Source organism: Streptomyces sp. NPDC029292, from assembly GCF_055569295.1.
In genome coordinates this window covers 85,236-111,983 of the sequence record NZ_JBVHXR010000027.1, presented here as the reverse complement: position 1 = coordinate 111,983, position 26,748 = coordinate 85,236, and the positions used below count along the sequence as shown (strand labels likewise).

The following is a 26,748-nucleotide window of genomic DNA, read 5'->3' as shown; positions in this document are numbered from 1 at the left end:
CCCCCCCCCCCCCCACCCCCCCCCCCCCCCCCCCCCCCCCCCCCCCCCCCCCCCCCCCCCCCCCCCCCCCCCCCCCCCCCCCCCCCCCCCCCCCCACCGGCGTTTTCCGGATGAATTCCCGGCGAATTTCCCGGCGTTCAGACAGCCAGCACCGCACGCACCGTCTTGCCGCCGAAGCCGGGGCTGACGACCTCCAGTCGGTGGGCGAGCAGCTGCACCATGGCGAGGCCGCGGCCGCTCTCCGACTCGGCGTCCATGGGGCCGACGCGGGGCCTCCCGGGACTGTCGTCGTGGACCTCGACGGTCACTTCCCCGTGCCCGAGCTGCAGCCTGAGCCGGCAGCCGGTGCGGCCGTGCCGGACGGCGTTGGCGACCAGTTCGGAGGCGATCAGTGTGGCGTCGTCGACCTGGTCGGCGGTCGGTGCCACCAGCCGCGGCCGTGGCCGGGTGAGGAACGCCGAGGTCAGCTTGCGGGCCCTGCCCGCCGAAACTGCCGTGCGCGGCAGCGTGTACTCGACGCGGGCGGTCTGGCGGACGGCGCGCTGGTGCGCACGCATGACACCTCACATCCCCTCCAGGACAACCGGTGCCCCCGGCGGCCGGACCCCCCGCCGGCCGGGACCCGCGCGATAGGGCGCGCGGCCGGTCCTGCCCCGGGGTGATGCCCGCCCCGGATGATCCGCAACCAGCGCCGTACGTCACAAAGCCGCCAAGAGCATGCGGGCGTCCCGGGGCTCGGCCGCACCCCGGCCGCGAGGCGGGCCGCCCTCACATACCCGTGGTCATGACGGTGCGTTACACGGATCCGGCCGACCCGCCGATGAGGCGGAAGTCCGCGTAGTCGAAGCCCGGTGCCACCACGCAGCTGACCAGGACCTCCTGGTCCGTCGCCGGGCGGGCGGACTGCCAGACGCCGCCGGGGACGAGGGCCTGCGGGCGCTCGCCGTCCTCGATGGCGGGGCCGAGCCGTACGAGGGCCGGGGCGGGGTCGGGGGCGGGGCCGTCGCCGCCGAGGAGGAGGTCGAGGGGTCCGCCGCGGTGCCACAGCCACACCTCGTCGGAGCGGACGGTGTGCCACGCCGAGGTGTCTCCGGGGGTGAGGAGGAAGTAGATCGCGGTCGCGGCGGCGCGGGGGCCGGGATAGCCGTCGGGCGTGAAGGCCGGCGACGCCTTCCATGTCTCGACGAACCAGCCGCCTTCCGGGTGCGGTTGCATACCCAGTGCGGCGGCCAGCGCGGGGGTCTCGGGGGACGTCATCTCACATGCCTTCCGGGGCTGTCGGACACTGCGGGCGAGACCGCGGGATATCCGTTCGAACAACTCCCGGTGAAGTCCGGGGGTTGTCTGAAAGGCTAGGGAAATGCCGACCCTTTACAGAAGAACGCTCGGCCTGCTGCCCCGGATAGGGGTGCGGGTTCTGGATCTTGGTTCGGGTACAGCGGTGGTCTACCGGCGCGGTGTGCGCAAGCGGGTTCCTCTGGGGCCCGGGGCGGACCTGATCACGCGCGGTCGCGCCGCCAAGTGGACCGGCGTGCCCCTCGGCGACTCCGGCGCACGGCTGCTCCTCGACGAGAAGGCGACGGCGGCCGACGAACGCCGCTTCCAGCTGTCGGCCGCCGCCTACCTGTGCGGTCAGCACGTCGCCGCCCTCCTCGACCGGTACGAGGTGAACTGCGTCTTCGACGTGGGCGCCAACTCCGGTCAGTACGGCAAGCAGTTGCGCCGCCTCGGCTACACCGGCCGGATCGTTTCCTTCGAACCCACGGCGGAGACGTTCGCGAAGCTCCAGCGGACCGCGGAGAAGGACCCCGACTGGCTGGTGTACCAGATGGGGCTCGGGCGGGAGGACGCCACCGAGTCCATCCACGTGGGCTGGAAGACCATGAACTCCCTTCTCCCGCCCAGCGATTACGGCAAGGGCCGCTACCAGCGGTTCGCCACGACACGCACGGAGGAGATCGAGATCCGCCGGCTCGACGGCGTGATGGACAAGGCGCTGGCCGGGATCACCGACCCGCGGCCCTATCTGAAGATGGACACCCAGGGGTACGACCTGGAGGTGTTCGCGGGCGTCGGGGAGCGCGTCGCGGACTTCGTGGGGATGCAGTCGGAGGTCGCGGCGCTGCGGCTGTACGAGGGCAGCCCCCGGATGGCCGAGGCGATCGCGACGTACGAGGCCAGCGGGTTCGAGATCTCGGGCATGTACCCGGTGACCAGGGAAGCGGCGACGGGGCGGGTGGTGGAGTTCGACTGCGTGATGGTGCGCGCGGACGCCGTGCCCGCCACGGAGTCCGCGTAGCTCAGGCCGGACACGCAGTATCCGCGGAGCTCAGGCCGGACACGCGGAACCCGCGGAGCTCAGGCCGGACACGCGGAACCCGCGGAGCTCAGGCCGGATACGCGTGCGTCTGCGCCGCCTTGACCGTCGCCCAGACCGGCGCGCCCGGGTGCAGGTCGAGTTCGGCGGCGGCGACGGTGGTCAGGTCGGCGGCGAGCGGGAGTTCGCCGATGAGGTCCGCGCGGATCTGGTCGCCGTGGGTTTCCAGCCCGCCGACCCGGCACTGCCAGAGGTTGCGGGCGCTGGAGCCGGTGGGGCGGTCGCGGTGGAGGGTGACGGCGCTGGGCGGGAAGGCCACGAACACGGGTCCGGCGAGGTCCTCGGTCGTGGTGATCGCCGGACCCGAGTCGAGCCGTACGGTGTGGCCCTCGGCCCGGCCCCGGTAGAGGTTGAGGCCGACCAGCTGGGCGATGTAGTCGGTGCGCGGATGGCGGGCGATGTCCGACGGGGTGCCGTCCTGCACGACGCGGCCGTGCTCGATGACGACGAGCCGGTCGGCCAGCACCATCGCGTCCAGCGGGTCGTGCGTCACCAGCACGGCGACGGCCTCGAAGTCGGCCAGATGGCGCCGGAGTTGGGCGCGTACCTCCAGGCGGGTACGGGCGTCCAGCGCGGCGAGGGGTTCGTCCAGCAGGAGCAGCCGGGGGTGGGTGGCCAGCGCGCGGGCGAGGGCGACGCGCTGTGCCTGCCCGCCGGACAGGCGGCGCGGCTTGGCACCGGCGTGGTCGGCCAGGCCCATGCGGTCCAGCCACGCGGCGGCCTGGGCGCGCGCCTCTGCCTTGGGTACGCCCTGGCAGCGCGGCCCGAACGCGACGTTGTCGAGCGCGGTCAGGTGCGGGAAGAGCAGGTAGTCCTGGAAGACGACGCCGACGGGGCGGGACTCGGGCGGCGTACGGTCCAACGCGGCGCCGTCCAGCCGCAGATGACCGCCGTCGGAGAGCGCGGTGAGCCCGGCCAGGGTGCGGAGCGCGGTGGTCTTTCCGGCGCCGTTCGGCCCGAGGAGCGCGACGACGTCGCCGGGGGCGGCGGTGAGGGCCACGTCGAGGTGGAAGGTGCCGCGGTGGACGAGGAGACGGGCGTCCAGGCCCTGGGTCTCGGTGGGGGTCATGACGCCGTCATCCAGCGGTCCCGCAGCCCCGCGAGGACCGCGATCGACACGGCGAGCAGCACCAGGCTCAGCGCGATCGCGGCGGCCGGATCGTTCTGCAGGGCCAGGTACACGGCCAGCGGCATGGTCTGTGTACGGCCGGGGAAGTTGCCCGCGAAGGTGATCGTGGCGCCGAACTCGCCGAGCGCGCGGGCCCAGGCGAGGACGGAACCCGCCGCGATCCCGGGGGCGATGAGCGGCAGGGTGACCCGGCGGAACGCCGTGAAACGGGAGGCGCCGAGTGTCGCGGCGGCCTCCTCGTAGCGCGGATCGGCGGCCCGCAGTGTGCCCTCCACGCTGATCACGAGGAACGGCATCGCCACGAACGCCTCCGCGACCACCACCCCCGCCGTGGTGAACGGCAGCGTGATCCCGAAGGCGGAGTCCAGCCACTGCCCGACGACGCCGTTGCGGCCGAGGGCCAGCAGCAGCGCCACACCGCCCACCACCGGTGGCAGCACCAGCGGCAGCGTCACCAGGGCCCGTACGAAGCCGCGCCCCGGGAAGTCCGTACGCGCCAGCAGCCACGCGAGCGGCACGCCGAGCACCAGGCTCACCGCCGTGGCCGCCGTGGCGGAGACCAGGGACAGCTGGAGCGCCTGCCAGACCGCCGTGCTGGTCAGCTGCTCGGGCAGGCTGCGCCAGGGAGCCCGTAGCAGAAGGGCGATCAGCGGGAGGAGCAGGAAGGCGAGCCCGAGGAGGGCGGGCAGCAGAAGAGGAAGCGGCACCCCGCCCCGGACACCCGCCCGGACACGCCGACGCCGAGGCCCGCCCCCGTGGGTGTCGCCACCCACCAGGACCTCGGCGTCGGACTTGTCCAGCTCGGTCACGGCTTCAGGAACCCCGCCGCGGTCAGCACCTTCTGGCCCTCGGCGGACTGCACCAGCGCGATGAACGCCTTCGCGGCGTCCGCGTTGCGCGCGTCCTTGAGGAGGGTGATCGGGTAGTCGTTGATGGCGTTGGCCGACTCGGGGAACTCCACGCCCTCCACCTTGTCACCCGCCGCCTTCACATCGGTCTTGTAGACGACGGCGGCGTCGGCCTCCTTCAGCTCCACCTTCGTCAGGGCGCTCTTGACGTCCTGCTCGTACGAGACCGGGGTGAGCTTCAGCTTGCTCGCGTCCAGCGCCTTCTGCGCGGCGGCGCCGCACGGCACCGTCTTGTCGCACAGTACGACCTTGAGGCCGGACTTGGTGAGGTCCTTCAGGGAGGCGACCTTGTCGGGGTTGCCGGGCAGGGTCGCGATCTCCAGCTGGTTGCGCACGAAGGTGGCCGGGGTGCCGACCGCATCCTTCTTGTCCGTCACGATCGCCATCGTCTTGGGGCTGGCGGCGGCGAACACGTCGGCCGGGGCGCCCGCGGTGATGCTCGCCGCGAGCGTGTCACTGCCGCCGAAGTTGAAGGTCACCTTGGTGCCGGGGTGCGCCTTCTCGAACTCCTTGCCCAGGGTCGTGAAGCTCTCCTGGAGCGAGGCGGCGGCGAAGACGGTGACCGTGCCGGAGAGCTTCGGTGACGCGGAGGCCGACGGGTCCGACTTCGCCGAGGAGTCGTCGGAGCCGGAGGAGCAGGCGCTCAGGGCCAGCAGCGCGGCGGCACCAACACCGGCCACTTGCAGGGTCCGGCGGGTCCGGCGTGCGGAACGGGTCATCACGGGTTACTCCCTCTGACGCTTCAGGTACGCATGCGAACTCTTCGGGCTCTGCGGGCAGGCATGCGCCGATCATACTGCCGCAGATGCAAGCTGAAAGTCTCCTGTCGCATCGCATGAGCTGCATGATTGGCGTGGGGGTGCACGCATGTGCGTTTGTACGGGACCGCTGCCTGGGTACGGTCATCCGGGAGGTGGTGCCCAGTGAGCCAGTCCCTGACACAGTCGCCCGCTCACTCGCTCGCGGAGCTTGCCCTGACCGGCGACCTCGCCCGCCCGGTCCGGCTGACGGTGTCCGACCTGCTGGCCTGGCCCCGGCACCGGGTCCGGGTCAGCTTCGAGTGCGCCACCAGCGGCGTACAGCACCACGGCTTCGCCGGGCCGCTGCTGCACGACGTCCTGTCCGACGCCGGACCCGGCTTCGACGCCGCCCGCCGCAAGGACCGCCTGCGCTTCCTCATCGCGGTCACGGGTACGGACGGCCACCACGCCCTCCTGAGCTGGGCCGAGATCGACCCCGACTTCGGCCGCGCCCCCGTCCTGCTCGCGGTGAGCATCGACGGCACCCCACTCGACCGGGCGGGCCCGCAGCTAGTGCTGCCGCAGGACCGCTGCGGGGCCCGGCACATCAGCGGCATCAAAGCGATCCGGGTGGACGGTCGCTATACGCCGTGGGCCGGCGACGACGCCCTCGACTGAGCCGCCGCGTCGAGGGCGAGCCACACCCGGTCACGCGTCAGCGGAATCGAAGGTGTAGCGGGCGGTGCCCGTGACGACCTGCGGTCCGGCCGGGGCGGGCAGATTGCGGCCGACCGCCTCGCCGGCGCAGGGGGCTTCGGCGTGGCGGAGACCTCGTACCGTGTCCAGCGCATCGAGCACTTCACCGGCCGTGACCTGTCCCGCCTGGACGACCGCCTCGACCTGCGGGCAGCGCTGCTGTGCCGCGAGGTCCGGCTCCGGCCGTGACAGGACGACCCGGCGTCTGCGACGCTGACCGGCCGACAGGGAGGTGACGCGTGCTGCTGCGTCAGCTGGAGTACCTGGTCGCGCTCGCCCGTGAGCGCCACTTCGCCCGCGCGGCGGCCGCCTGCTTCGTGTCGCAGCCGTCGCTGTCCGCCGCGATCCGCCGCCTGGAGCACGAGCTGGACGTGCCGATCGTGCGGCGGGGCAGACGGTACGAGGGGCTGACCCCGGAGGGTGAGGTGGTCCTCGCCTGGGCGCACCGCATCCTCGCCGAGCGGGACGCCCTGCACCAGGAGCTGTCGGCGCTGCGCGGCGGCCTCACCGGCACCCTGCGCCTGGGCGTCGTCCCCACCGCACTGCCCGCCGCCTCCCTTCTCACCACCCCGTTCTGCGAGCGGCATCCGCGGGCCCGGGTCAGCCTGGAGTCGCTGTCGTCCGCCGAGATCACCCACGGCCTCGCCGCGTTCGAGCTGGACGCGGCGATGACGTATCTCGACGACGCCGACCTGCGTCACGTACGCCGTTTACCGCTGTACGAGGAGCGGTACGTGCTCCTCACTCCGGTGGACGGCCCGCTGGCCACGGCGTCGACGGCTCGCTGGGCTCACGCGGCGGCCCTGCCGCTGTGTCTGCTGAGCCCCCGGATGCGCAACCGCCGGATCATCGACGACTGCTTCGCCGCCGACGGCGCGAGCGCCGCGCCCGCGATCGAGTCGGACAGCGTCGCCGGGCTGTACGCGCATCTGCCGGGCGGCCGCTGGTCCAGCGTGATCTCGCACGCGTGGCTGCACATGTTCGGCGTACCGGACGGGATGCGGGTGGTGCCGCTGGAGGGGCCCGCGCACGGTCCGCGGGTCGGGATCGTCGTCGGACGGGAGGATCCCGCGTCCGTCCTGACTGAGGCGCTGTTGAAGGTGGCGCGGGAGGCGGGGGTACGGGATGCGCTGGACGTGCTGCTGAAGTCGTATCTGGGCAGCGGGAGTTGACAGCTCCCGGTCATCCCGGCATAGCGACGTTCGCTGTGACCGGCGGAAACGACCCCGAGGATCGTGAAAGGCGCCTTCCGGCAGCGGAGTTGAGGAGCCGGACATGGCCAAGGTGCTCTGTGTGCTGTACGACGACCCGACCGGCGGATATCCGACGACGTACGCCCGGGACGGCCTCCCTGTCATCGACCACTGGATGACGACGTCCGCGTCGGGAAGCTCACGGTCGAAGACCGAGCCGGCACCGTCCTTGGCGTGGTCGCTGCACCCCGAGACGGAGGGCCTGTTCGGCGACGAGCTGCTCGCCACGATGAAGCGCGGGGAGGCCAGTCGTCCTTACGTGCGGTCGATGTGCACGTTGGTGGACTTCACTCGGGCGGTGGCCTCCATGCCGACCTCCAGGCCCAGTTCCTCGACGGCCTCCCGAGTCAGCAGGGAGACCAGCCGGTGCGGCCCGGCCTGGATCTCCACCTGGGCGGCCACATCGCCGAGCTTGACGGCGGTGACGATGCCCGCGAACGCGTTGCGCACGGAGGTGTAGGAGGTGACGCCCTCCTCACCACCGGTCTTCGCGAGCTCGACCGAGAACGCGGCCAGGTCCCGCCCGTCGATCAGCCGCCGCCCGCCCTCGTCCCGATGCGTGGCCACGCGACCGGCGTCCGCCCACCGCCGCGTGGTGTCCGGGCTGACGCCGAGGAGCCGGGCGGCCTGGCCGATGGTGTAGGACTGCATATGCGCCAAGGTATGCACGGGATCCTCGCAGGTGCAAGCCACTCCTTGGCGGGCCCGCGGCCCACCACTCCCCTGCCGGAAGGGATCCGATACCCGATGGACGAGGTCACGCTGCACGGCCCGGCGAGCTGGGAAGGGCCCGTGCGCCGGTACGGGCCGGTGGCGCGGGTGGCCGTGCTGTCCGACATCCATGCCAACATCCCCGCCTTCGAAGCAGTGCTGGCCGAACCGGATGTCGCCGCGGCCGACCTGGTCGTCCTCTGCGGTGATCTGACGTGGGGGCCGCAGCCGCAGCAGACGTACGAACTGATCGCCTCGCTGGGGGAACGGGCCCTGTGCGTGCGGGGGAACGGCGACCGCTACGCGGCCGAGATCGGCACCGGCGCGCGCGTCGCCGACACCCCGCGCCAGGCGTGGATAGCCGCCCAGCACTCGCCGGAGGCCATCGGTTTCCTCACGCGCGTCCCCTTCGGTCTCGGCGTCGAGATCGACGGGCTGGGCCCGGTGCACTTCTGCCACGGTTCGCCGCGCAGCGACCACGAGCTGGTCACGCCGGGCACGCCGCCCGAGCGGTTCGCGGAACTGTCCGCCGGACTCGACGCGCGGGTCCTGGTCACCGGGCACTCGCACCTCCAGTTCGACCGTGCCGTGGCCGGACTGCGCAGCGTCAACCCGGGAAGCGTCGGCCTGCCGTACCACTCGGGCGAGCCCGGCACCGCGTACTGGGCCCTGCTCGGCCCGGACGTGCGGCTCAGGACCACGCGCTACGACGTCTCGGACGCCGTCGCCCGCGCCCACCGGGCGGCCGACCCGGACGTCGAGCGCTATGCCGCCACGCTGATGAGTCCGCCCGTCCCCGAGAGGATCGTCGAGGACGCCGAGAGGAGGGTCTTCGTCAACTGACCACCGGAGCAAGTCAGTAGTACTCGCGCATGATCTCCGTGGCCCACGCCGGCTGGACCACCTCGCCGGCCAGTCCTTGTTGCCCCGGGGATGGCGGGCGCCGGTCTCGAATCTTCTCGGGCGGCGTCACGCGCCATAGGCGCAGACGGCGTCACGGCAACGTCAGGATGATCTTCCCGTTGGCCTGGTTGCCGCGCATGCGGTCGGCGGCTTCCCCGGCCTGCTGGAACGGGAACACGCTGTCGATGACGGGGCGGACCCGGCCGTCGGCCCCGGTGTCACCGATGCCGAGGGTCTGCCGAGCCGCCCGTCCGTCAGTGCAGGACGAGCACTTCCGCCAGTGGTGGGCCGGCCACCACGTCGCCGCCATGGGCGTCGGCACCAAGGCACTGCACCATCCCATCGCCGGTGACCTCACCCTCGACTGGGACACCCTCAGCGCCGCCACCGACCCCGACCAGCAACGGGTTCCGCTGCCGGACGGGTGCCGCCGACCGTCTGGTATTTGGTGACAGCGGCCCGGATTCCGGGGTCGCGAACGCGCCCGTGCGCCGTACGCCGGTTCGATCCGGCCATTCGGGGCTGATTCCGGTCCCGGGTGCCCTCGCCGTCGTTCCAGCCCACGGCCCCACCGTTGCCGGCCCTCGCCCCGCCGCGTACGCCCTGCCAGGCGGGAGCGGTGGGGCGGCTGGCGGGAACGCCTCCCCGGGCCCCCTGTCCGGCACCCCACCGTGATTCTCTGGCGTGAGCCCGTCCCGGCGTCTCCTCGGAAGGGCCCGCGCATGCCTGCCATCGCGTTTCCGGCTCCGTTTTCATGGGGCTCCCCGGCCATCCCCGGCCGTCTGCTCACGACCCTGGGCTGGCTGACCACCCCGCTTTTGCCGGACGACTACCTCGGCCTCATCGACCCCCTGCTGTCCGCGCGCCACCCGGCGGGCGTGGTGACCGCGGTGCGGGCCGAGACGGCGGACGCCGCCACGCTGGTGATCCGGCCCGGTCGAGGGTGGGCCGGCCATCTCGCGGGGCAGTACCTCCCGGTCGGCGTTGAGTTGGACGGCGTACGGCACTGGCGTACGTATTCCCTCACCTCGCCTCCGGACGCGCCTGGCGGCGAGGTGACCATCACGGTCAAGGCGGACCCGCGTGGGAAGGTGTCCCCGCACTTGGTGCACCGCACACCGCCCGGCACGGTTCTTCGGCTCGGGCCCGCGCAGGGGGAGTTCGTGCTGCCGGACCCGCTGCCCGCCCGGATGCTGTTCGTGACGGCGGGCAGCGGCATCACGCCGGCCATGGGGATCCTGCGCACGCTCGCCCGTCGGCCCTGGCCGGCCCCCGATGTCGTACTACTGCACAGCGCGCCCAGTCCGGACGAGTGCCTGTTCCGCGCCGAACTGGCCGATCTGGCGTCCCAGTTGCCGTGGCTGCGGCTTCACCAGCAGCACACCCGTACCGCCGGTCGGCTCACCGTCGACGAGATCGCCCTGCGCTGCCCGGACTGGCGGACCCGCGAGACCTGGGCGTGTGGCCCGGCCGGTCTGCTCGACGTACTGCGAGAGCACTGGGCGGGGGAGCGCCCGCACGTGGAACGCCTGCACATGGAGTGTTTCCGCCCGGCTCCGCTGCTCCCGCCCACCCCGGACGCGGCGGGCGGCCGGGTGCGGTTCGAGCGCAGCGGCGTGGAAGCCGACTCGGGTGCGTCCGTGCCCCTGTTGGAGACCGGTGAGTCCGCGGGCGTGCCGCTGCCGTACGGGTGTCGCCGGGGCGTCTGCCTCGGCTGCCTCGCGCCCCTGCTCCACGGAAGCGTGCGCGATCTGCGGACCGGCGAAGTGCACGGCGAGGAAGGTGAGTTGATCCAGACCTGCGTCCATGCCGCGGCAGGTCCGCTCGTCCTCGACCGCTGAGCCCGCCCGAAGCCCCCAAGGAGCCTCCGTGACCTCGACCGTCGAAGTGGCACCACCCGTCAAGTCCCCATCCTGGCCCGATGAGTTCGGCGCCGAACTCGACCGCATCCGGGCCGGGGTCGTCGCCGAACGCGGCGAAAGGGACGCCCGGTACATCCGTACGGTGATCGCCGTCCAGCGCGGCCTGGAGGCGGGCGGGCGCCTCGCCCTGGCCGTCTCGCTCCTGCCGCCCGCCTGGCTCGCGGGCACCGCGATGCTCACCACCGCCAAGGTCCTCGAGAACATGGAGCTGGGCCACAACATCCTGCACGGCCAGTGGAACTGGATGGGCGACCCGGCGATCCACTCCACCACCTGGGAATGGGATTTCCTCACGCCCGCCGCCGCCTGGAAGCACACCCACAACCACCTGCACCACACGTACACGAACGTCGTGGGCCGCGACCGGGACCTCGGCTACACCATCCTGCGGATGAGCCCGGACCAGCCCTGGCGGCCGGTCCACCTCCTCCAGCCGCTGTACGCCGCCCTGCTGGCGCCCGTCTTCGAGTGGGGCATCGCCCTGTACGACCTGGAGGCGGATGCCGTGGCCGCGGGCCGCAAGAGCGTGCGGAGCCTGCTCGGCGAGATCGCGGGCCTTGCGCGCAAGGCGGTGCGCCAGTCCACCAAGGACTACGTCCTCTTCCCGCTGCTCGCGGGTCCCTCCGCGCTGCCGTGTCTGTTGGGCAACCTCACCGCCAACGGCCTGCGCAACGTCTGGGCGCACACGGTCATCTTCTGCGGCCACTTCCCCTCGGACGTACAGACCTTCACCGAGGAGGACATCGAGGGCGAGAGCCGCGGCCAGTGGTACCTGCGGCAGATCCAGGGCTCGGCGGATTTCGAGGGCGGCTTCCTGCTCCACGTACTGTCCGGGCACCTCGGCCACCAGATCGAGCACCACGTCTTCCCCGACCTGCCCAGCAACCGCTACGCCGAACTGGCGCCCCGGGTGCGCGGACTGTGCGAGAAGTACGGCGTGCCGTACGTCACCGGGCCGTTGTGGCGGCAGTACGCATCGATGTGGGGGCGCGTCGTGCGCCACGCGGTGCCGGGATGATCAGTCCTGATGACCACCGGGCCGCGCGGGCGCCGGGATGACCAAGGTGTCGAAGTCGCCCGAGATGATCCGGGCGGCGAGGTCCGACAGACGCACCTGATGGGCGCGTGCGTACGAGCGGAACGCGGCGAAGGCGTCGTCCACCGAGGCGTTCCAGCGCTCGGCCAGCACGCCCTTGACCTGCTCGACCAGGATGCGGCTGGTCAGGGCGGTCTCCAGCTGGCTGTTCTCGACGTGCGACTGTGCCAGCGTGCGCTGCTGCAGGACCGCGATGGTCGCCACGTCGGCCAGCGCCTGGGCGAGCGCGATGTCCTCCTCGCCGAGCGGCTGCGGCGTGCTCTGGAAGAGGTTGAGCGCGCCGACGACCCGGTTGCGCAGACGCAGCGGCAGCGCGTGCGTGACCAAATAACCGGTCTCGCGGGCCCGTCCGGCGAAGCGGGGCCAGCTCGCCGTCACCTCCGGCCGGCTCAGGTTGATGTTCGTCCGGGCCGTACCGGTGCGGTAGCACTCGACGCACGGGCCCTGATCGTGCTGGAGCGCGAACAGCTCAAGGAGGCGTGTGTGCTCGTCCGAGGCGGCGATGATCTGCAGTTCGCCGTGCGCGTCCACGAGCAGGATCCCGGCCGCCGAGACGTCCAGCAGTTCGACACAGCGCGCGGACAGCCGTTGCAGGAGATCGATGACGTCGAAGTCCTCGACGAGGGAGTCCGCGACCTCCACGAAGATCTCGGCCAGACGTCGTTCGCGGGCCATGCTGATCATCCCTTTCCACTGCCGGGCGAATACGGCCCGCTCATATCGTCGTCGAAACGGAGCCTGCGGGCGACCACGTCCGCGGCCATTTCGCCAAGAGGGCGCTCACTGCTGTAGGCGCAGGCCCGCAGCCGCAGGATGGCCTCCTCCATGGACACCCCGAGCTGGACGCTGATCATCCCCGTGGCCTGGTGCACGGCCGCGCGGTGCAGCTGCGACGGCAGCTCCAGCAACGCGCGGTCCCCGTCCTCGCTCCGGCCCCCGCGCTGGTCCCCGTTCAGGATCGCGCCGGTCAGCGCGGCGGTCAGGGTCCTGGCGTCCGCCGACTGCTGCTCGCTCATCCTCCGGTCCGCGGCGCACAGCACGGTCAGTACGCCCACCCGGATCGCCCCGATGCCCAGCGGGAAGCAGCACACGCCGTGCACGCCCATCTCCCGCGTGGGCTTCAGGAGTTCGGGCCACCGGTCGGGGTGCACTCGGTCGAGGTCGGGCTCCATGACGGGCGAGCCGGTGCGGACCGCGTCCGGCCCCGGGCCCTCGCCCAGCGTGAACTGGAGCTCCTCGAAGCGCTCGCTCAGCTCGGGGTAGTGCCAAAACGGCTCCGCCGTCCGGCCGTTGCCCACGAGGAGCGACAGTGCGACGCCCTCGGCGTCCAGCGCCCGCGCGCACGCCCGGGCCGGGTCGCCGCCCCCGCCGAGGCGCAGCGACCGCAGGACGTCGGCCATGCCGTCGCTGATCACCGGTTCCCGTACATCACGAGGGTCGGTCCGCCGCCGTGTCGTCGGTGGATATGCCGTACCAGGCGTCCTGGGCACTCGCGTACCGGGGGAACCGCTCCAGGAGACCGCCGGCCTGGAACACGAGACCCGCGCCCGGCCGGGCGTAGACGACACGCACCCACCCGAGCCGCTCGTGGCAGTCCTCCCACGCCGCGCACAGCGGGGCGAGGACGCTGCCGTCCATGAACGTCACGCCGCTCAGGTCGACGATGAGGAACAGGCGGCCGGTGCCGTGACGGACGCTCTCCAGGTCGCGGGCGAAGGCCGGGACGGTCGTCAGGTCCAGCTCGCCGCCGGCCCGCACCACGCGGCACTCGTCGAACAGGTCGGGATACGAACCGCGATCGGAATGCGAGCCGCCATCGGAATGCAAGCCGTGATCGGAATGCGAGCCCATAGGACCCATCTCCTAGGTCTGCGGGGTGGCTTTCGCCTTGCGCAGAGCCTCTGTTGCGCGGAGCGGGACTGCACGGAGAGGGCCGGGGGCACGGGCTGCCGTACGGCCAGCGTACTGCCGTGCGAGGCGGGCGGCCGTGCCGTTTCGCGTATGAACGGAGGTTCGACCGGCGAGGCCGTACCTGACCGGTCCTGGCGGTTCCAGGGGCGGGAGCCGATCGGGGAGGGGAGCGCGCGTGGTGAACCCGCCGGCCCTGGGCTCTGCGAAGTCCCTTTTCCCGCCGGGCGGAGTACGGTTGGGGCACTGAGGGCACGTCGTACGCCGGTGTTCGGACCGGTCTCGTCCTCGGCTCACGACGACACCGGGCCGCCCAGTGCCCGGGGCGGGTTCAGCCCTCTGACTGCCTGAGCCGTTCTCCTTCCGCGGGGCCGTCACCCGACGGTCCTCGTCTTCACGCACGAGGACGGCCGCGACCCGGTCGCATCGCCGTATCGAGGCCAAGGAACCCTGTCTGCCGCATGGTTCGACCGAACCGCTCTCCTCGCTGGGGCCGTCCCCGGGGCATGGGGGTGCGACGAGGTCCGCCGCAAACGAGTCCCGGTACGCCCCGAGTCCGTGTCCCCCGACAGGAGCTCCCTCATGGCCACCGCCCTTCAGTCCCCGCCCTCCCCGCCCGTGGTCCGCCTGCGGCTGGCGCCGCCCAGTGCCGTGCCGCGGCGCATCGACGGGGCATGGTGGCCACGCTCGCGCAATCTGCTGTCCGAACTCCCGCTGCTCATAGGCGCGTTGCCGGCTTCCTGGGGACAGATCGCCGGCGTCAGCGTGAACGCGGCGATGTGGTCGGTGTCACCGGGACGGCTGCTCGTCGCCAACCACGTCATACGACTGCGCAGGGAGTCCGGATCGCGGGACCGGCACACTGTCTGCCTGCTCAGCCCGGGCCGCGGCCGCCGGGACCTGCTGGTCGTGCCCCCGGAGGTGGACGCGGCGGACGCCGAGCACCTGATGGCAGCGGCGGCGACCGCCACCCGCTGACGAGATCCGGGGCCGACCGCTCGCACCCCGGCGGCCCTGAGGCCGCTCGGGGTGAGCTGTCGGCCGCGCTGCCCGGATACCCGAGGTGGACGAGGCGGGCCGGCTGTTTGCCGACGGTGGACGGGGCCGGCTGTTTGCCGATGGCGGAGGGGCCGCCCGTGCGCGTGTGCCTGGTGGGCGCCCGCAGCCATGCCGTCAGGAGCGTCCTTACATCGAGGCCCCGCGGGGCTGTTCACACCCGTCCGCCTGGCATACGCTCGGCGGGCGAGGCTCTTTCGGGAGCCCGATCACGGTTCCGAAGTCGCGGACGCCGACTTCCCGCGCCCCCTGCCCCCGGGTGCCATCGCCCCCAGCCCACGGGCGCCAAGACGAGGCCACAGCCGCCGAGAACCCGTAGCCCTGCCGCCCCGTGCGGCTGGGCACCCTTCGCCTGTCCCTGTCGGACCCCGCCCCGGCGCATCCGGCGCGCCGCCGCGGCCCGATCGGGGACCGCATGCCCTGAAAGCGCCGACCGGGGGGTGGCGCGGCAGGGCGGTGCGGTCGCCGCCGGTGGACGTATCACCGGCGGCGACCGCCACACCTGTTCCTGCGCGGCGGTCGAACACGCGTGTGCCACCGTGCCGTTCACCAGGGAACCAGGCGCCTCCCCACGTCGTCCGGTGATCGGCCGCGCGAGCCGGGACGGACTCCTTTCGGGCCCGCAGGAGTACGGTGGAGGAAGCGAGGACCTTTCGTATGCCGGTGTTCAGACCGGTCTCGGCCTCGCGGCTCGACGACACCGGGTGCTTCGCGCTCGAGGCAGGTTCCGCCTTATGACCGCCGAAGCCCCTCCGTTGTCCGACCGCCCGTCGGACGGGCAAGAGGTCGAGGGATCATTCGCGTCCGTTCCTGCCGAAATCCGGATCGGATCGCCTCTGTCCGGCCGTGCCGAGGTCCGGATCGTCTCCGCGTACCCGGAAGTGGCACGACAAGTCGCCGATGCGCTCCGCTTGTTCTTCGCCTGCGACGAAGGCCGCAGCTACCCGGCGGGCCCCGAAGGCAGGGGCACGCGTCTGCACCTGACCCTGGATCCCGCGTACTCCGTACGCCCGTTCCGGCCCTGGATCGAGACCAGCAGGCGGCCGACGGACCGTACGCATCCGAACGAGGCCGCCTGACCGTCCCTTGCACAGCGCACCACCCGTCCATACAGGGGCAGCCCGTGACCCCGGCCGCGCCACCCGCACCGAGGTCAAGGAGCTCCACATGCCGTTCAGTTCCACCGCGTCCACGGCCGAACCGTCTTCAGCGGTCGTGCCGTCGAACGCTGTCCAGCCGCCCCGGGAACAGGAATACGACGGAGCGGGCCCCTTCCCCGTGGAAGTCCCGGCTCCGCCACGAAGCAGCGGCGAGCGGCTGTACGTCGTCGTGACCGCGGTGATCGTCGTTCTGCCGTTCGTGGCGCTCGGTCTGGCCGGCTGGCTGCTGTGGGGGAGCCTCATTCATCCCGCAGACATCATGCTCGCCTTCGTCCTCTACACGGTCACGGGCCTCGGCGTCACGGTCGGCTTCCACCGCGGTCTCACCCACGGCAGCTACCGTGCCGTCCGCCCCGTGCGCATCGCGCTGGCGGTGGCCGGTTCGATGAGTTTCCAGGGCGATGTCATCGGCTGGGTCGCCATCCATCGCCGCCACCACGCCTTCACCGACCGGCCGGGCGACCCGCACTCCCCCTACCGCTACGGCACGCACCTGCGTGGACAGTTGCGCGGGCTGCTGCACGCGCACGTCGGCTGGCTCTTCAGCAACGACGGTACGCCCGCCAAGCGTTACGCCCCGGACCTGCTCGCCGACCGCGACATCCGCGCCGTCTCCCGAGCTTTCCCGGCGCTGTGCGTCCTTACGCTCGCCCTGCCGTTCGCGGCGGGCTGGATCATCGGCGGTACGTGGCCGCGCGCCCTGACTGCCGTGCTGTGGGCGGGACTTGTGCGCATCGCTCTGCTCCATCACGTGACCTGGAGCGTGAACTCGCTGTGCCACGTCATCGGAAAGCGGCCGTTCCGCACCCGGCGCCACGACCGGGCCACCAACCTGTGGCCGCTGGCTCTGCTCTCCTTCGGCGAGAGCTGGCACAACCTCCACCACGCCGACCCCACCAGCGCCCGGCACGGTGTCGACCGCGGGCAGCTCGATCCCTCCGCCGCCGTCATCCGCCTCCTCGAACGCCTCGGCTGGGTGTACGACGTGCACTGGCCGGCACCGGACCGCGTCGCCGCCCGCCGCGCGTGAACCCGTCCCACCCCTTCATTTTCCGCACGGCAGTCGACAGGAGCCCTCATGACGACCACCGCACTGCAGCCCCCGCTCCCCGCGCTCCCTCCGCTCCCCCTCCTCCGCCTGCGTCTCGCGCCCCGTGGCGGCCTGCCGCGCCATATCGACGGTGCCTGGTGGCCCCGCTCGTACGACCTGCTCGCGGAACTCCCGCGGCTACTCGCCGGGCTGCCGCGGGCCTGGGGTCACATCAGCAGCGTCACGGTCAACGGGGCGACCTGGTCCGCGACACCCGGCCGGATGCTCGTCTTCAACCAGGTCGTGCGCCTGCGCAGGTCCACCGCTGCGTCCGCCCCTCACACGGTCTGTCTGCTGGCCCCCAGCCGGGGGCGATGGGATCTGCTGGTCGTACCGCCCGACACCGCGCAGGACACCGCCGAACCGCTCATGGCCGCCGCCGCGGGCGGCGACACCTGACCGGACCGCGGTCGAGAGATCAGGGGAGCTTCGTGCGCGGTCCGAGGGCACTGAAGGTCACGGCGGTGACGAGCACGCTCACATCCCTATGATCAGGCGGCTCGGCCGGTCCGCAGTGGCCGCGTAGGACGGGGAAGACGGGGAAGCGCCGTGGCGGGCCTGTTCCGCCGCCATGAGCGCGCTCGCGGTCCTCGGAGGGCCGGCGCTCTCGCTCGCGGCGGCCATCAGGCGGGCTGCCGCCGGGGCGTTGCTCTCCGGCGGGATCACCAGCAGGTCCCAGCGGCCCGCGGTGTAGGACAGCAGCATGATCTTGTGAGGGTCCAATTCCGGCGTGAACCAACCGACCTTCACCACATGGCCGTTGACGATCACGTCGCGCGGGATGGCCGACCAGTACTGAGGGGCGACGGCGATCCGGGTGATCCGTCCCCACAGGGGATCCAGTACGTCGGCCAGAGCGGTGAGTTCGTGTGCCAGGTCCCGGGAGCGGGGCCACCAGGCGCCGTCCAGAAGCCCTCGGGAAGTGCTCACGGGTTTCAGCGCGAGGCGGGCGGTCGGAACCCTGAAGGGCACGATCCGCAGCGGGGCTTGGTCGATGGTCGCGGACATCGCGCGAACCTGTCTCCCGGCCGCTGCTCGTGGGCGGCGGCCCGGTGTCGTCACTCGCCGAGAACGACACCGGCGTGGAGGCCGGTGTGCGAAATACTCTCGATGCGCCCACGCTACTCCGCCGGGAGGTCGAACAGCGGTCGATGGCACCCCCGACGGGGCTGCACGGTGCTGTACGGGGCTACACGGAGGTCGCGTGCCGGGTGTCGTGCCCGCCTTCGGAGTCCCAGACCATCTCCCGGTCCAAGTCCCAGTCGGCCTCGGCCGCGACCCGGAAGAAGTCGGCCTCCTGGATCAGGCCGCTCGCGGTGAGACGTCGCGACGGATCAGTGGCAGTGGTCATCAGCCGGGCAGCTGTGGCCGGACTCGTCTCCGGCGGTATCACCAGAAGGTCCCAGCGGCCGACGGCGTAGGAGAGCAGCAGCAGCTTGTGCGGGTCCTGCTCGGCCTTGAACCAGCCGACGTGCACGACATGCCCCCGGACGGGCACTCTCCGTGGGACGACCGGCCAGAACGCGGGGTTCACCGTGACATGGGTGATCCGTCCCCACAGCGGGTCGAGTACTGCGGTGAGCGCCGGGAGCTCCGCCGTCAGGTCGCGGGAGCGTGGCCACCACGCACCGTCGATCAGGGAGGGAGCGGTGCCGGCGGGCGCCAGCATCAGGCGGAGCGGCAACAAGGAAGAGGCCCGGTCGTCGACCGCCGGCTTGTCCAACATGATCGCGGTCATGACGCGGACCCTGCCCCGGGCTGGTCTGAACCGGCCCGGTGTCGTGAATCGCCGAAAACGACACGGGCAGCAAAGCCGGTGTACGAAGTGCCTTCGGTAAATCCAGACTACTCCTGGCCAGCGCCCTACGGTCCGTTGCGAGGGCAGGGGTTTGCGAGGGCACGGGGCGAGGGCCGGGTTGAAGAACCAGGGCACCGCTGCCGTCGTCAGCGGAGGGGACGCCGCCCGGCACGCCGGGACCCCCGCACCGCGAAGAAGGCCACATCGGCCACGAAGAGCACGACGCCGATGGCCAGCAGGTAGCCCAGGCCGTCCGCTGCCGCGCCGATGATTCCCAGTACGACGGCCACGAGGACGAGCAGCAGGAAGAGCACCATCACCCGAGCACCTCCTTGTGCTGCGTGTGGGCGGTCAGCGGCGCGCGAGTCGGCGTTCGCCGGTGACACCTGGTTGGTACGTCATGCCGTAGTGCCGGAAGATCGCTTCCTCCTGTTCGGCGGGCAGTACGTCGTCCGTCCCGATCGAAGGGGCCTTGCGTACCTGCCCCTTGGCGTACGAGACCTTGACGTAGCCCGGCCCGAGGACTGCCTCGTCGAGGGGGACGAAGACCAGCCGCTGGCGGCTGAGCAGGCCGGTCCGGACGGTGGCCATGGCGGGTTGGTCGGTGGCGGTGTCCACATAGATCGCTTCGAGCATACCGATCTTGCGCCGCTTGAGGTCGACCACGTCATGGTTGCGCCACTCGCGGATGTCGGCTGAACGGATCATGCACTGCTCCCTGTCCGCGCCCCCGTCGGCACAACGGCCCCGGCGTATACACACCGGGGCCGCCCTTCCGGGTCACTGCACGTGAGAGTGCACTGGCCCATTTGCCATCGTATGACCGAAGCACCCTTCCGGCATCGGGGATTCTTCGGGCAATCCTGCCCCTGGCGCCTCGGAGCGGCCCCGTCGCTCAGCCCTGTTCCTCCTCCTCGGCCTCCATGCGCCGTATCCCCTGATGCGTCAACATGACCATCGCGGGGGTGTTTCCCTCGGTCCAGTCCACCGTCATGAACCCTTCGCCCACCAGATATGCGCAGGCCGCGGCCAGGTCCTGCTCGGGAATCCGGAGCTCGTCGCGCAGCTTTTCCCCGGTGACGCCGAGGAGGCGATTGCCTTCCGTGGCCTCGTACAGGGCTTTCATGATCGTGTCGCGGTAGTTCTTCCGCTCGTGCAGTGTTGCCATGATTGCCGCCACTCGTGCCCTCGGGGGACCTGCGAACGATGCGCGGCGCGGTGTCCGCGGAGCGGACGGACGATCCGGCAGACCCCGCCGCAGAGCACGGGAGCCGGTGCACGGGGGACTCCCGGTGTCTCACTCTACTCCGGGCCGGTACCGGAGAACCTGCCCATGACCAGCGGTTTTCTTCGGGGACCAGGGCGTTGGGCCGCAGTGCGCGGGTGAGCCTGATCGTGGGCCCCGCGGAGTACCGCGAACTGAGGAAACGCGGAATGGCCGCTTTCCTTGAACCGGCCGTCACCCGATCGGCGGCACCCGTGTGGTGGAGCGCCGAGCGGGGCCGGAGGCTCGAACTCCAACCGGGTGCCCCCTGTGCCGGGGGCGAAGACCGGCTGTCACCGCACTATCACCGCATTGGGGTGGTCGAACATGAGCCAGGACGCCTCGCAGCCGAGCGGCACAGGAGCACAGCGAAGTGGTGGCGGGGCGGGCGAGTCCACGCCTCCCGCCTGGGGTGAATCAGGTCAGTGGGGCGGGACGGCGCCGGGGGCCGGAGGTTCCGGCCGGCCTCCGTCGGGCCACAGCGGCTGGGCGGCCGGCGGTGTCACCTTCGCGGGCATCCTGATGGCCATGAACGGTGTCCTCGCCGTTCTCCAGGGCATCGCCGCGATCGCCAAGGACGACGTATACGGCCGCGTGGGCGACTACACGTACCGGATCAACCTCACCGGCTGGGGCTGGATCCTGGTGATCGTGGGAGCGGTCGCCATCGTCACGGGCTGGGGCATCCTCACGGGCGCCGGGTGGGCACGGGTCATCGGCATCATGCTGGCCTCGCTGAGCGTGATCCTCCAGTTCATGTTCCTGCCGTACGCGCCGGTCTGGTCCTTCCTCGTGATCGCCATCGACGTCTTCGTCATCTGGGCGCTCGCGGTCTACCGGCCCGAAGGTGCGCGGACGTGACGCGCTCGTCCCGTGTCCGACGCGAATCCCGCGCCTGACGCGAATCCCGCGCCGGACGTGAACCGGTGGAATCAGGCGAGGAGTTTGGCCTTAGCCTTCTGGAACTCGTCGTCGGTGAGAGCGCCCTCCTTCTTGAGTTCGGCCAGTTTCGCCAGCTCCTGGACGTGATCGGTGGTCTTCCCGCCACCGCCACCGCCGCCGCCGCCCGAAGCTCCCGCGGCGTCGCGGACGTACGCCTTGAAGGCGGCCTCGCTCTGCTTGGCCTGCTCCACGTCGCGTTCCGTCATGGAACGCCCGCGCACGATGAGGTAGACGAGGACGCCGAGGAACGGCAGCACGATCACGAAGACCGTCCAGCCCGCCTTGCCCCAGCCGCCCATGTCGTGGCTGCGGAAGATGTCCGTGAGGATCTTGAAGAGCAGGAAGAACCAGAGGACCCACAGGAACAGCAGCAGCATGGTCCAGAACAGGTTGAGCAGCGGGTAGTCGTCCATGGGCGTCTCCTGCCGGTTCGTCCGCGCCGTGAGGACCGGACTCAAGATGTGTGTTCGAGGGCCGGACTCAAGGTGTGTGCATGAAGGCCGGACTCAAGGTCTTTATAACGCCACATAAGGTGCACCGCATGTGCGTCTCCCGACGCGAAGGCGTCGATATCGGGCTGCCGACGTACGCGTCGTCCACGACGACGACGCGTACGTGGTGCCTACACGTCACGCGGGCTCTGGTGCCCGGCGGCGGCCCGCGACGACCGCGAGGGCGCCGATGACCGCGAGGCTCATCAGGGCGGTGGCGAAGATGGTCGCTCCGGTGGTCAGCCCCACGGCGTCGCTGAGGTAGCCGGCCGACACCGGCAGGATGCCCGCCGGTACGTAACCGCCCACGTTGAGTGCCGAGTTGGCCTCGGCCGGCCGCTGCGGAGGGACGGTGGAGTTGAGCAGGGAGAGACCGCCGAGCTGTCCCATGCCCTGCCGGTGCCGGCCGGCAGCGCGGCGGCGATGAGTACCGGGGCCGACGCGGTGTGCACGGCGACGATGAGCGTGACCATGCTGACGGTGGCCATTGGCGCAGCGCCTTTGGGCGGCAAGTCCGGGCGTCCGCTGCGGCGTTCCCGCCAGCCGTGCGGCCCGGCCTCCGGGCCGCCGACGCCGGTTCGACGACAGGATCTAGCGGCGAGTGCTTCGGCGTCGGGGGTGCAGTCGGCCCCGGCCGCCGTCCCGGTTGTCGCGCCGGGGACGGACCGTGGTGGGTTGCGCGACGAACCCGGGAGGCGGCTGCCCGGCGGCTTGCCCGGGAGGCATCCGCTCGGTCGACCGGCTGCCGTACGAGTGGTGAGCGATGCGCTTCGCGTGCTGTGCGTTGAGCCGCTGGATCACACGCGTTGCCGCAACGGTCAGGATCAGCAGGGCACTGAAGGCCACAGCGGTGACCATGACGCTCACATCCCTATGAGCAGGCGGCTCTGCCGGGCCGCAGCGGCCGGGTAGGACGAGGTGCCACCCTCGTCCTCCCAGGTCTCCTCGGTGTCCTGGTCCCGGTCGGCCACGGAGCTGCCGTGGAGGGCTAGTTCCGCCGCCATGAGCGCGCTCGCGGTCCTCGGAGGGCCGGCGCTTTCGCTCGCGGCGGCCATCAGGCGGGCGGCTGCCGCGGCGCTGCTCTCCGGCGGGATCACCAGCAGGTCCCAGCGGCCCGCGGTGTAGGACAGCAGCATGATCTTGTGGGGGTCCAGTTCCGGCGTGAACCAACCGACCTTCACCACATGACCGTTGACCGGCACTCTGCTCGGGATGACCGGCCAGTACGTCGGGTTGACGGCGATCCGGGTGATCCGTCCCCACAGGGGATCCAGTACGTCGGCCAGAGCGGTGAGTTCGTGTGCCAGGTCCCGGGAGCGGGGCCACCAGGCGCCGTCCAGAAGCTCTCGGGAAGTGATCACCGGTTTCAGCGTGAGGCGGGCGGTCGGAACCCTGAAGGGCACGATCCGCAGCGGGGCTTGGTCGATGGTCGCGGACATCGCGCGAACCTGTCTCCCGGCCGCTGCTCGTGGGCGGCGGCCCGGTGTCGTCACTCGCCGAGAACGACACCGGCATGGCGGCCGGTGTGCGAAATACTCTCGATGCGCCCACGCTACTCCCCCGGGACGTCGAACGGACCCGGGCGAGGCACCGGTTCCGAACGCTGCCCATCACGCCTGCGACGAGTGATCTGCCGCTCTCTGCGGGAGCAGTTGTGCGAGCGGTGGTGGCTCACCTCCGTGCACGACACCATGGCCGCAGCGGCCATGGTCTGCTCGTCGTGGTGCGTACTGCGCTGGTTCGCGCAGGATCGCTTCAGACGTCGTCCGCCTGCCCACCGTCATTCCCTGATGACTGACTGGTCACCAGCCAGGACCGGGCCGGCTCTGCCGCGCGGGTGGTGTCCACGGTGAGGTGCAGGCGGGTCCCGCCATCGACGCCCGCGGGGTAACTGCGCTGCTCGGTGGCGGCGAAGCAACGACGGAGAACCTCTGCGACCCGACGGGCGGGCTCGGGGGACGAGGCAACAATGCGTACCTCGGCGTGCCCGGCAGAGGGAGTTTGCAGTGGCTCCATGGTGACCTCGTTCGTCGGGCCGACGTGGTGGTGGGCGTGAGACCGTCGCTCCGGACCTCGACGGGGCCGGTCGGTCCGCAGCGACGGCCCCGTCGAGGAGAAGGCCGTACGACAGCCGGGATCAGGGCGATGACCGCGGCCACGGTTCGACGGTCTCCACGTCCTCACATCCCGTGGGCGGGGATACGGAAGTCGGACCGGTCTCGGGGCGGACGGGCGTGTCTTCAACGGCACCGCGCTGTGGCCCGCGGGCAACGGCACCGCCGTGGAAGCGGTGGCACGGGACTTCCGGTCTTTTCACTCTACTCCGGCGCGTCCCGGAGCCCCCACGCGTGACCAGCGACTTCATCGCGGCCCGGGCGGGCCCGCAGCGAGCGGGCGAGCCCCGGCGACTCCTTCCCGGTCGGCGACGACACCGTCCTCATCACGCGGGGCGATCAGGACCACTTCTCCCTGCTTGTGGTCCCGCCGCGCGCGACGCCCGACGCGGCACGCGCCGCGATGGCCAGAGCCGTCCATGCCGACAACCTCACGCAGGCCGAGCAGATCCTCATCGACACCGGTACCGATCGAGCCCGTCCGATCACCACGGCAGGCGCTCAGGCGGGCCGAGAAGATCGGAACACGCCCTGAGCCCTCAGTAGTTGCAGGGATCCGACGGCGAGACGGCACGTCGCCAGAACTCATTTCCCGGCGCGACGCCACGGCCGGAGCCGCCGCAGTCCACTCATCGCGGTGTGTGCCGCGATGGTTCGCCGCGGCCGCCCCTTGTCCGGCGGGCGGGACCGGCCGGAGGGCAGGGGCGCGACGCGATCGTCGTGGCTCGTGGTGAACAGCTGAATCGCGAGTGTGCCCAGGGCGATCATCGCCAGGAGGGTGATGACGATCCCGAAGGTCTCCATGCCTGTCACCTTCCTTCCGGCGGAATCGGCACGTGGTCGATGACGGCCCCCGCAGGGCTCCGAGAGGGCGTGCGACGGGCGTCATGTCCGCCTTCGGAGTCCCAGACCGTCTCCCGGGTCGAGCCCCAGTCGGCCTCGGCCGCGATCCGGAAGAACTCGGCCTCCTTGATCAGGCCGCTCGCGGTGAGACTGCGCAACGGATCCGTGGCTGTGGACATCAGCCGGGCGGCTGTGACGGCGCTGGTCTCGGGTGGGATCACCAGCAGGTCCCAGCGGCCCGCGGTGTAGGAGAGCAGGAGCAGTTTGTGCGGGTCCTGCTCGGCCTTGAACCAGCCGACCTTCACCACATGGCCCTGGACGGGAACCTTGCGTGGGATGACCGGCCAGAACGTGGGGTTCACGGTGACGTGAGTGATCCGACCCCACAGCGGGTCCAAAACCGCGGTGAGCGCGGGCAGTTCAGCCGTCAGATCGCGGGAGCGTGGCCACCATGCGCCGTCGATCAAGGCAGGGGCAGTGCCGGTCGGCGCCAGCTGGAGCCGGAGAGGTGGCGGTGAAGAAGAGGAGGTCCGGTCTTCGGCCGCGGGCTTGTCGAACGTGGTTGCGGTCATGACGCGGACCTCGCCCCGGGCCGGTCATGACCGGCCCGGTGTTGTGGTTCGCCGAGAGCGACACGGGCGTGAAGGCCGGTGTACGAAGTGGTCTCGGTATGTCCAGGCTACTCCTGGCCAGGGCCCGACGGACCGTTACCGTGGCGGGAGTTCAACGGCCCTCGGCTGTCACGCCGATGATTCCCTCGGTGCGGTCGCTCAGCGGCGCGCGAGTTGGCGCTCGCCAACGCCTCCGGCGTGAACACGCCGGAGGCGCCCTTCCGGGTGGTTGCACGTGAGAGTGAACCAATCCGGAATCGAAAATACTGCGGCCTGCGCGGCTCGGGCATGCCCCAGACGTTTACCTTCGGTGTCCGCATGTAGAGCATGGGTGATTTTCTTTCGGTATGAATCACGCTCCGAAATGACCTCAACGCTGTTGCAGCCGGGGGAGTCGCACTTTGAATTTCATGGCGATTTCGCCCGGCCTCGTACAGGTAATCAGCGCCATTCGGCCCATTAAGTATCTCCATGCATTCGGGTGATCCATTCGGCAGCTCGGCGTAATCGCCCGAATGTGTCACCCGAATGCAGCATGTCCGGATCTTTTTCCTGAGTAATATGCCAGCCGCAGAATCGGGCGATTCTGCGCGGCCGAGAACCGTCAAGATCATCCCCTCGAAGGAGTTGGCCTCTCGATGACGCTGAATATCCCTGTCGCGCCTCTACGGCGTGCCCTGTCGGTGTGGATCACGGCGGTGGCGGCCGTCGCGATCGCCGCTGTTGTCCTCGCGATGACGCCGACACGCGCAAATGCTGTTGCCACGCCTGTAGATCTGGGCACGGCGGCCGCTTTCGGAGTACTGGGTGGTGCGACAGTCACCAACACCGGCTTCACACGGGTCGAAGGTACCAACGTCGGAGTGAGTCCCGGGTCGGCCATCACCGGGTTCCCGCCCGGCGTGATTACCCCGCCCGGGGCTCGGCACTCTGCTGATGCTGTGGCTCTTCAAGCCAAGAATGATCTGAACACGGCATACAACACGGCGGCTTCGGAGGCGCCGGACGTCACGTACGTATCAGATCCTCCCGTGGAGCTCGGTGGTCTGACGCTGGATCCCGGCGTCTACAAGGCGCCCGTCTCCGCCCAGATCACCGGCACACTCACCCTGGACGCCCATGGCATCCCCGATTCCACCTGGGTGTTCCAGATCGGTTCGACCCTGACGACGGCATCCGCCAGCCACGTGCAATTCACCAATGGCGCCTCGCCGTGCAATGTGTACTGGCAGGTCGGCAGCTCGGCCACTCTCGGTACCAACTCCACGTTCGTGGGCAACATCCTGGCCTCGGCCTCGATCACGGCCACCACGGGGGCGTCCATCAACGGTCGGCTACTGGCCGATGCGGCCAATAACGGTGGCGGCGCCGTGACGCTGGACAACAACAGGATCTTCCAGGGGTCGTGCGAGACCGGGACCACGGGTGACACGTCCGGTGGGACGACGGGTGACACGTCCGGTGGGACGACGGGTGACACCTCGGGTGGGACGACGGGTGACACGTCCGGTGGGACGACGGGTGACACCTCGGGTGGGACGACGGGTGACACCTCGGGTGGGACGACGGGTGACACCTCGGGTGGGACGACGGGTGACACCTCGGGTGGGACGACGGGTGACACCTCGGGTGGGACGACGGGTGACACCTCGGGTGGGACGACGGGTGACACCTCG

Annotated in this window: 34 protein-coding genes and 2 pseudogenes; 15 read left to right on the top strand and 21 right to left on the bottom strand. The window is 70.9% G+C overall.

Annotated elements, in window-relative coordinates:
• Positions 1 to 137 precede the first annotated feature (137 nt).
• Entirely contained in the window at positions 138 to 557 is a 420-nt protein-coding gene (locus ACZ4WS_RS41400) for an ATP-binding protein (protein WP_467988374.1), read from the bottom strand.
• Positions 558 to 795: 238 nt separating this feature from the next.
• Positions 796 to 1,257, bottom strand: coding sequence for a cupin domain-containing protein (locus tag ACZ4WS_RS41395; RefSeq protein ID WP_467988372.1), 462 nt, complete (start codon positions 1,255 to 1,257; stop codon positions 796 to 798).
• Positions 1,258 to 1,360: 103 nt separating this feature from the next.
• Here ACZ4WS_RS41395 and ACZ4WS_RS41390 point away from each other — a divergent pair, with 103 nt between their 5' ends.
• Positions 1,361 to 2,299, top strand: coding sequence for an FkbM family methyltransferase (locus tag ACZ4WS_RS41390; protein WP_467988370.1), 939 nt, complete (start codon positions 1,361 to 1,363; stop codon positions 2,297 to 2,299).
• An 88-nt stretch (positions 2,300 to 2,387) separates the two neighbouring features.
• Here ACZ4WS_RS41390 and ACZ4WS_RS41385 read toward each other — a convergent pair whose 3' ends face one another.
• From ACZ4WS_RS41385 to modA, 3 genes are read right to left on the bottom strand one after another with little or no spacing between them, the layout of a single operon-like run.
• Positions 2,388 to 3,446 carry an ABC transporter ATP-binding protein gene (locus ACZ4WS_RS41385; protein ID WP_467988368.1) on the bottom strand — a complete coding sequence of 353 codons (1,059 nt, stop codon included), beginning with the start codon at positions 3,444 to 3,446 and terminating at the stop codon, positions 2,388 to 2,390.
• Complete coding sequence (gene modB, locus ACZ4WS_RS41380; protein ID WP_467988367.1) at positions 3,443 to 4,315, bottom strand: molybdate ABC transporter permease subunit; 873 nt, start codon at positions 4,313 to 4,315, stop codon at positions 3,443 to 3,445. Before modB ends, ACZ4WS_RS41385 begins: the two co-directional genes overlap by 4 nt.
• Positions 4,312 to 5,133: a molybdate ABC transporter substrate-binding protein gene (gene modA / locus ACZ4WS_RS41375; RefSeq protein WP_467988365.1), complete on the bottom strand. Its 822-nt coding sequence runs from the start codon at positions 5,131 to 5,133 to the stop codon at positions 4,312 to 4,314. Before modA ends, modB begins: the two co-directional genes overlap by 4 nt.
• A 204-nt stretch (positions 5,134 to 5,337) precedes the next feature.
• On the opposite strand from modA, the gene ACZ4WS_RS41370 reads away from it, so the two are divergent.
• The 3 genes from ACZ4WS_RS41370 to ACZ4WS_RS41360 all read left to right on the top strand — a co-directional run bounded on the left by ACZ4WS_RS41370 (position 5,338) and on the right by ACZ4WS_RS41360 (position 7,082).
• Entirely contained in the window at positions 5,338 to 5,832 is a 495-nt protein-coding gene (locus tag ACZ4WS_RS41370) for a molybdopterin-dependent oxidoreductase (protein WP_467988363.1), read from the top strand.
• Positions 5,833 to 5,973: 141 nt separating this feature from the next.
• Complete coding sequence (locus ACZ4WS_RS41365) at positions 5,974 to 6,099, top strand: helix-turn-helix domain-containing protein (RefSeq protein ID WP_467988386.1); 126 nt, start codon at positions 5,974 to 5,976, stop codon at positions 6,097 to 6,099.
• A gap of 50 nt (positions 6,100 to 6,149) precedes the next feature.
• Complete coding sequence (locus ACZ4WS_RS41360) at positions 6,150 to 7,082, top strand: LysR family transcriptional regulator (RefSeq protein WP_467988362.1); 933 nt, start codon at positions 6,150 to 6,152, stop codon at positions 7,080 to 7,082.
• Between the two features lie 336 nt (positions 7,083 to 7,418).
• On the opposite strand, the gene ACZ4WS_RS41355 is transcribed toward ACZ4WS_RS41360, so the two are convergent.
• A complete protein-coding gene (locus ACZ4WS_RS41355; RefSeq protein WP_467988360.1) occupies positions 7,419 to 7,814 on the bottom strand; it encodes a TOBE domain-containing protein in 396 nt (131 codons plus the stop codon).
• A gap of 96 nt (positions 7,815 to 7,910) precedes the next feature.
• On the opposite strand from ACZ4WS_RS41355, the gene ACZ4WS_RS41350 reads away from it, so the two are divergent.
• Positions 7,911 to 8,717 (top strand): metallophosphoesterase family protein, encoded by an 807-nt coding sequence (locus tag ACZ4WS_RS41350; RefSeq protein ID WP_467988358.1) that lies wholly within the window; start codon positions 7,911 to 7,913, stop codon positions 8,715 to 8,717.
• Between the two features lie 151 nt (positions 8,718 to 8,868).
• Here ACZ4WS_RS41350 and ACZ4WS_RS41345 read toward each other — a convergent pair whose 3' ends face one another.
• The gene (locus ACZ4WS_RS41345; protein WP_467988356.1) at positions 8,869 to 9,087 is read right to left on the bottom strand and encodes a zinc-binding dehydrogenase; all 219 of its coding nucleotides are present in this window, start codon (positions 9,085 to 9,087) and stop codon (positions 8,869 to 8,871) included.
• Here ACZ4WS_RS41345 and ACZ4WS_RS41340 point away from each other — a divergent pair.
• The 3 genes and pseudogenes from ACZ4WS_RS41340 to ACZ4WS_RS41330 all read left to right on the top strand — a co-directional run.
• Positions 9,032 to 9,229 (top strand): annotated as a pseudogene (locus ACZ4WS_RS41340) (MmyB family transcriptional regulator); the annotation flags it as partial. The gene ACZ4WS_RS41345 and the pseudogene ACZ4WS_RS41340 overlap by 56 nt on opposite strands.
• A gap of 270 nt (positions 9,230 to 9,499) precedes the next feature.
• Positions 9,500 to 10,618 carry a ferredoxin reductase gene (locus ACZ4WS_RS41335; protein ID WP_467988355.1) on the top strand — a complete coding sequence of 373 codons (1,119 nt, stop codon included), beginning with the start codon at positions 9,500 to 9,502 and terminating at the stop codon, positions 10,616 to 10,618.
• A gap of 28 nt (positions 10,619 to 10,646) precedes the next feature.
• Entirely contained in the window at positions 10,647 to 11,717 is a 1,071-nt protein-coding gene (locus ACZ4WS_RS41330; RefSeq protein ID WP_467988353.1) for a fatty acid desaturase family protein, read from the top strand.
• Here ACZ4WS_RS41330 and ACZ4WS_RS41325 read toward each other — a convergent pair whose 3' ends face one another.
• Genes ACZ4WS_RS41325 through ACZ4WS_RS41315 form a run of 3 tightly spaced genes read right to left on the bottom strand, consistent with a single transcriptional unit; the run spans position 11,718 to position 13,622 of the window.
• Positions 11,718 to 12,479, bottom strand: a complete 762-nt coding sequence (locus ACZ4WS_RS41325) for a GAF domain-containing protein (protein WP_467988351.1) — start codon at positions 12,477 to 12,479, stop codon at positions 11,718 to 11,720.
• A complete protein-coding gene (locus tag ACZ4WS_RS41320) occupies positions 12,476 to 13,195 on the bottom strand; it encodes a GAF and ANTAR domain-containing protein (RefSeq protein ID WP_467988349.1) in 720 nt (239 codons plus the stop codon). The genes ACZ4WS_RS41325 and ACZ4WS_RS41320 overlap by 4 nt, the downstream gene beginning before the upstream one ends.
• 28 nt (positions 13,196 to 13,223) lie before the next feature.
• Positions 13,224 to 13,622: an STAS domain-containing protein gene (locus tag ACZ4WS_RS41315; protein ID WP_467988348.1), complete on the bottom strand. Its 399-nt coding sequence runs from the start codon at positions 13,620 to 13,622 to the stop codon at positions 13,224 to 13,226.
• Between the two features lie 663 nt (positions 13,623 to 14,285).
• Here ACZ4WS_RS41315 and ACZ4WS_RS41310 point away from each other — a divergent pair.
• The 4 genes from ACZ4WS_RS41310 (at position 14,286) to ACZ4WS_RS41295 (ending at position 17,408) form a co-directional block, all read left to right on the top strand.
• Positions 14,286 to 14,681, top strand: coding sequence for a DUF5994 family protein (locus ACZ4WS_RS41310; protein ID WP_467988346.1), 396 nt, complete (start codon positions 14,286 to 14,288; stop codon positions 14,679 to 14,681).
• Positions 14,682 to 15,493: 812 nt separating this feature from the next.
• On the top strand, positions 15,494 to 15,838 hold the full coding sequence (locus ACZ4WS_RS41305; protein ID WP_467988344.1) for a hypothetical protein: 345 nt from the start codon (positions 15,494 to 15,496) through the stop codon (positions 15,836 to 15,838).
• An 88-nt stretch (positions 15,839 to 15,926) separates the two neighbouring features.
• Complete coding sequence (locus tag ACZ4WS_RS41300; protein ID WP_467988342.1) at positions 15,927 to 16,949, top strand: acyl-CoA desaturase; 1,023 nt, start codon at positions 15,927 to 15,929, stop codon at positions 16,947 to 16,949.
• Between the two features lie 48 nt (positions 16,950 to 16,997).
• Complete coding sequence (locus ACZ4WS_RS41295; protein ID WP_467988340.1) at positions 16,998 to 17,408, top strand: DUF5994 family protein; 411 nt, start codon at positions 16,998 to 17,000, stop codon at positions 17,406 to 17,408.
• Positions 17,409 to 17,486: 78 nt separating this feature from the next.
• Here the strand turns inward: ACZ4WS_RS41295 and ACZ4WS_RS41290 are convergent, their stop codons facing one another.
• The 5 genes from ACZ4WS_RS41290 to ACZ4WS_RS41270 all read right to left on the bottom strand — a co-directional run bounded on the left by ACZ4WS_RS41290 (position 17,487) and on the right by ACZ4WS_RS41270 (position 19,975).
• Positions 17,487 to 18,017, bottom strand: a complete 531-nt coding sequence (locus ACZ4WS_RS41290; RefSeq protein ID WP_467988339.1) for a DUF5994 family protein — start codon at positions 18,015 to 18,017, stop codon at positions 17,487 to 17,489.
• A gap of 181 nt (positions 18,018 to 18,198) precedes the next feature.
• Positions 18,199 to 18,747, bottom strand: coding sequence for a DUF5994 family protein (locus tag ACZ4WS_RS41285; protein WP_467988338.1), 549 nt, complete (start codon positions 18,745 to 18,747; stop codon positions 18,199 to 18,201).
• A gap of 206 nt (positions 18,748 to 18,953) precedes the next feature.
• Complete coding sequence (locus ACZ4WS_RS41280; protein WP_467988385.1) at positions 18,954 to 19,127, bottom strand: hypothetical protein; 174 nt, start codon at positions 19,125 to 19,127, stop codon at positions 18,954 to 18,956.
• Between the two features lie 31 nt (positions 19,128 to 19,158).
• Positions 19,159 to 19,515 carry a PRC-barrel domain-containing protein gene (locus ACZ4WS_RS41275; RefSeq protein WP_467988336.1) on the bottom strand — a complete coding sequence of 119 codons (357 nt, stop codon included), beginning with the start codon at positions 19,513 to 19,515 and terminating at the stop codon, positions 19,159 to 19,161.
• A 187-nt stretch (positions 19,516 to 19,702) separates the two neighbouring features.
• Positions 19,703 to 19,975: a hypothetical protein gene (locus tag ACZ4WS_RS41270; protein ID WP_467988334.1), complete on the bottom strand. Its 273-nt coding sequence runs from the start codon at positions 19,973 to 19,975 to the stop codon at positions 19,703 to 19,705.
• Between the two features lie 423 nt (positions 19,976 to 20,398).
• On the opposite strand from ACZ4WS_RS41270, the gene ACZ4WS_RS41265 reads away from it, so the two are divergent.
• A complete protein-coding gene (locus ACZ4WS_RS41265) occupies positions 20,399 to 20,932 on the top strand; it encodes a DUF7144 family membrane protein (protein WP_467988332.1) in 534 nt (177 codons plus the stop codon).
• A gap of 71 nt (positions 20,933 to 21,003) precedes the next feature.
• On the opposite strand, the gene ACZ4WS_RS41260 is transcribed toward ACZ4WS_RS41265, so the two are convergent.
• The 4 genes from ACZ4WS_RS41260 to ACZ4WS_RS41245 all read right to left on the bottom strand — a co-directional run bounded on the left by ACZ4WS_RS41260 (position 21,004) and on the right by ACZ4WS_RS41245 (position 23,520).
• Complete coding sequence (locus ACZ4WS_RS41260; protein ID WP_467988330.1) at positions 21,004 to 21,426, bottom strand: SHOCT domain-containing protein; 423 nt, start codon at positions 21,424 to 21,426, stop codon at positions 21,004 to 21,006.
• 216 nt (positions 21,427 to 21,642) lie between these two features.
• A complete protein-coding gene (locus tag ACZ4WS_RS41255; RefSeq protein ID WP_467988328.1) occupies positions 21,643 to 21,894 on the bottom strand; it encodes a hypothetical protein in 252 nt (83 codons plus the stop codon).
• Between the two features lie 473 nt (positions 21,895 to 22,367).
• Positions 22,368 to 22,943, bottom strand: a complete 576-nt coding sequence (locus tag ACZ4WS_RS41250) for a DUF5994 family protein (RefSeq protein ID WP_467988326.1) — start codon at positions 22,941 to 22,943, stop codon at positions 22,368 to 22,370.
• A 316-nt stretch (positions 22,944 to 23,259) separates the two neighbouring features.
• A complete protein-coding gene (locus tag ACZ4WS_RS41245) occupies positions 23,260 to 23,520 on the bottom strand; it encodes a hypothetical protein (protein ID WP_467988325.1) in 261 nt (86 codons plus the stop codon).
• Positions 23,521 to 23,910: 390 nt separating this feature from the next.
• Here ACZ4WS_RS41245 and ACZ4WS_RS41240 point away from each other — a divergent pair.
• Positions 23,911 to 24,153 (top strand): annotated as a pseudogene (locus tag ACZ4WS_RS41240) (DUF5994 family protein); the annotation flags it as partial.
• Between the two features lie 50 nt (positions 24,154 to 24,203).
• Here ACZ4WS_RS41240 and ACZ4WS_RS41235 read toward each other — a convergent pair.
• Together ACZ4WS_RS41235 and ACZ4WS_RS41230 are read right to left on the bottom strand one after the other, a co-directional pair.
• A complete protein-coding gene (locus tag ACZ4WS_RS41235) occupies positions 24,204 to 24,422 on the bottom strand; it encodes a hypothetical protein (protein ID WP_467988324.1) in 219 nt (72 codons plus the stop codon).
• A 5-nt stretch (positions 24,423 to 24,427) separates the two neighbouring features.
• Complete coding sequence (locus tag ACZ4WS_RS41230) at positions 24,428 to 25,033, bottom strand: DUF5994 family protein (RefSeq protein WP_467988323.1); 606 nt, start codon at positions 25,031 to 25,033, stop codon at positions 24,428 to 24,430.
• 677 nt (positions 25,034 to 25,710) lie between these two features.
• On the opposite strand from ACZ4WS_RS41230, the gene ACZ4WS_RS41225 reads away from it, so the two are divergent.
• Positions 25,711 to 26,748: ice-binding family protein (locus ACZ4WS_RS41225; RefSeq protein ID WP_467988322.1), on the top strand; the 1,038-nt coding region annotated here is incomplete at its 3' end.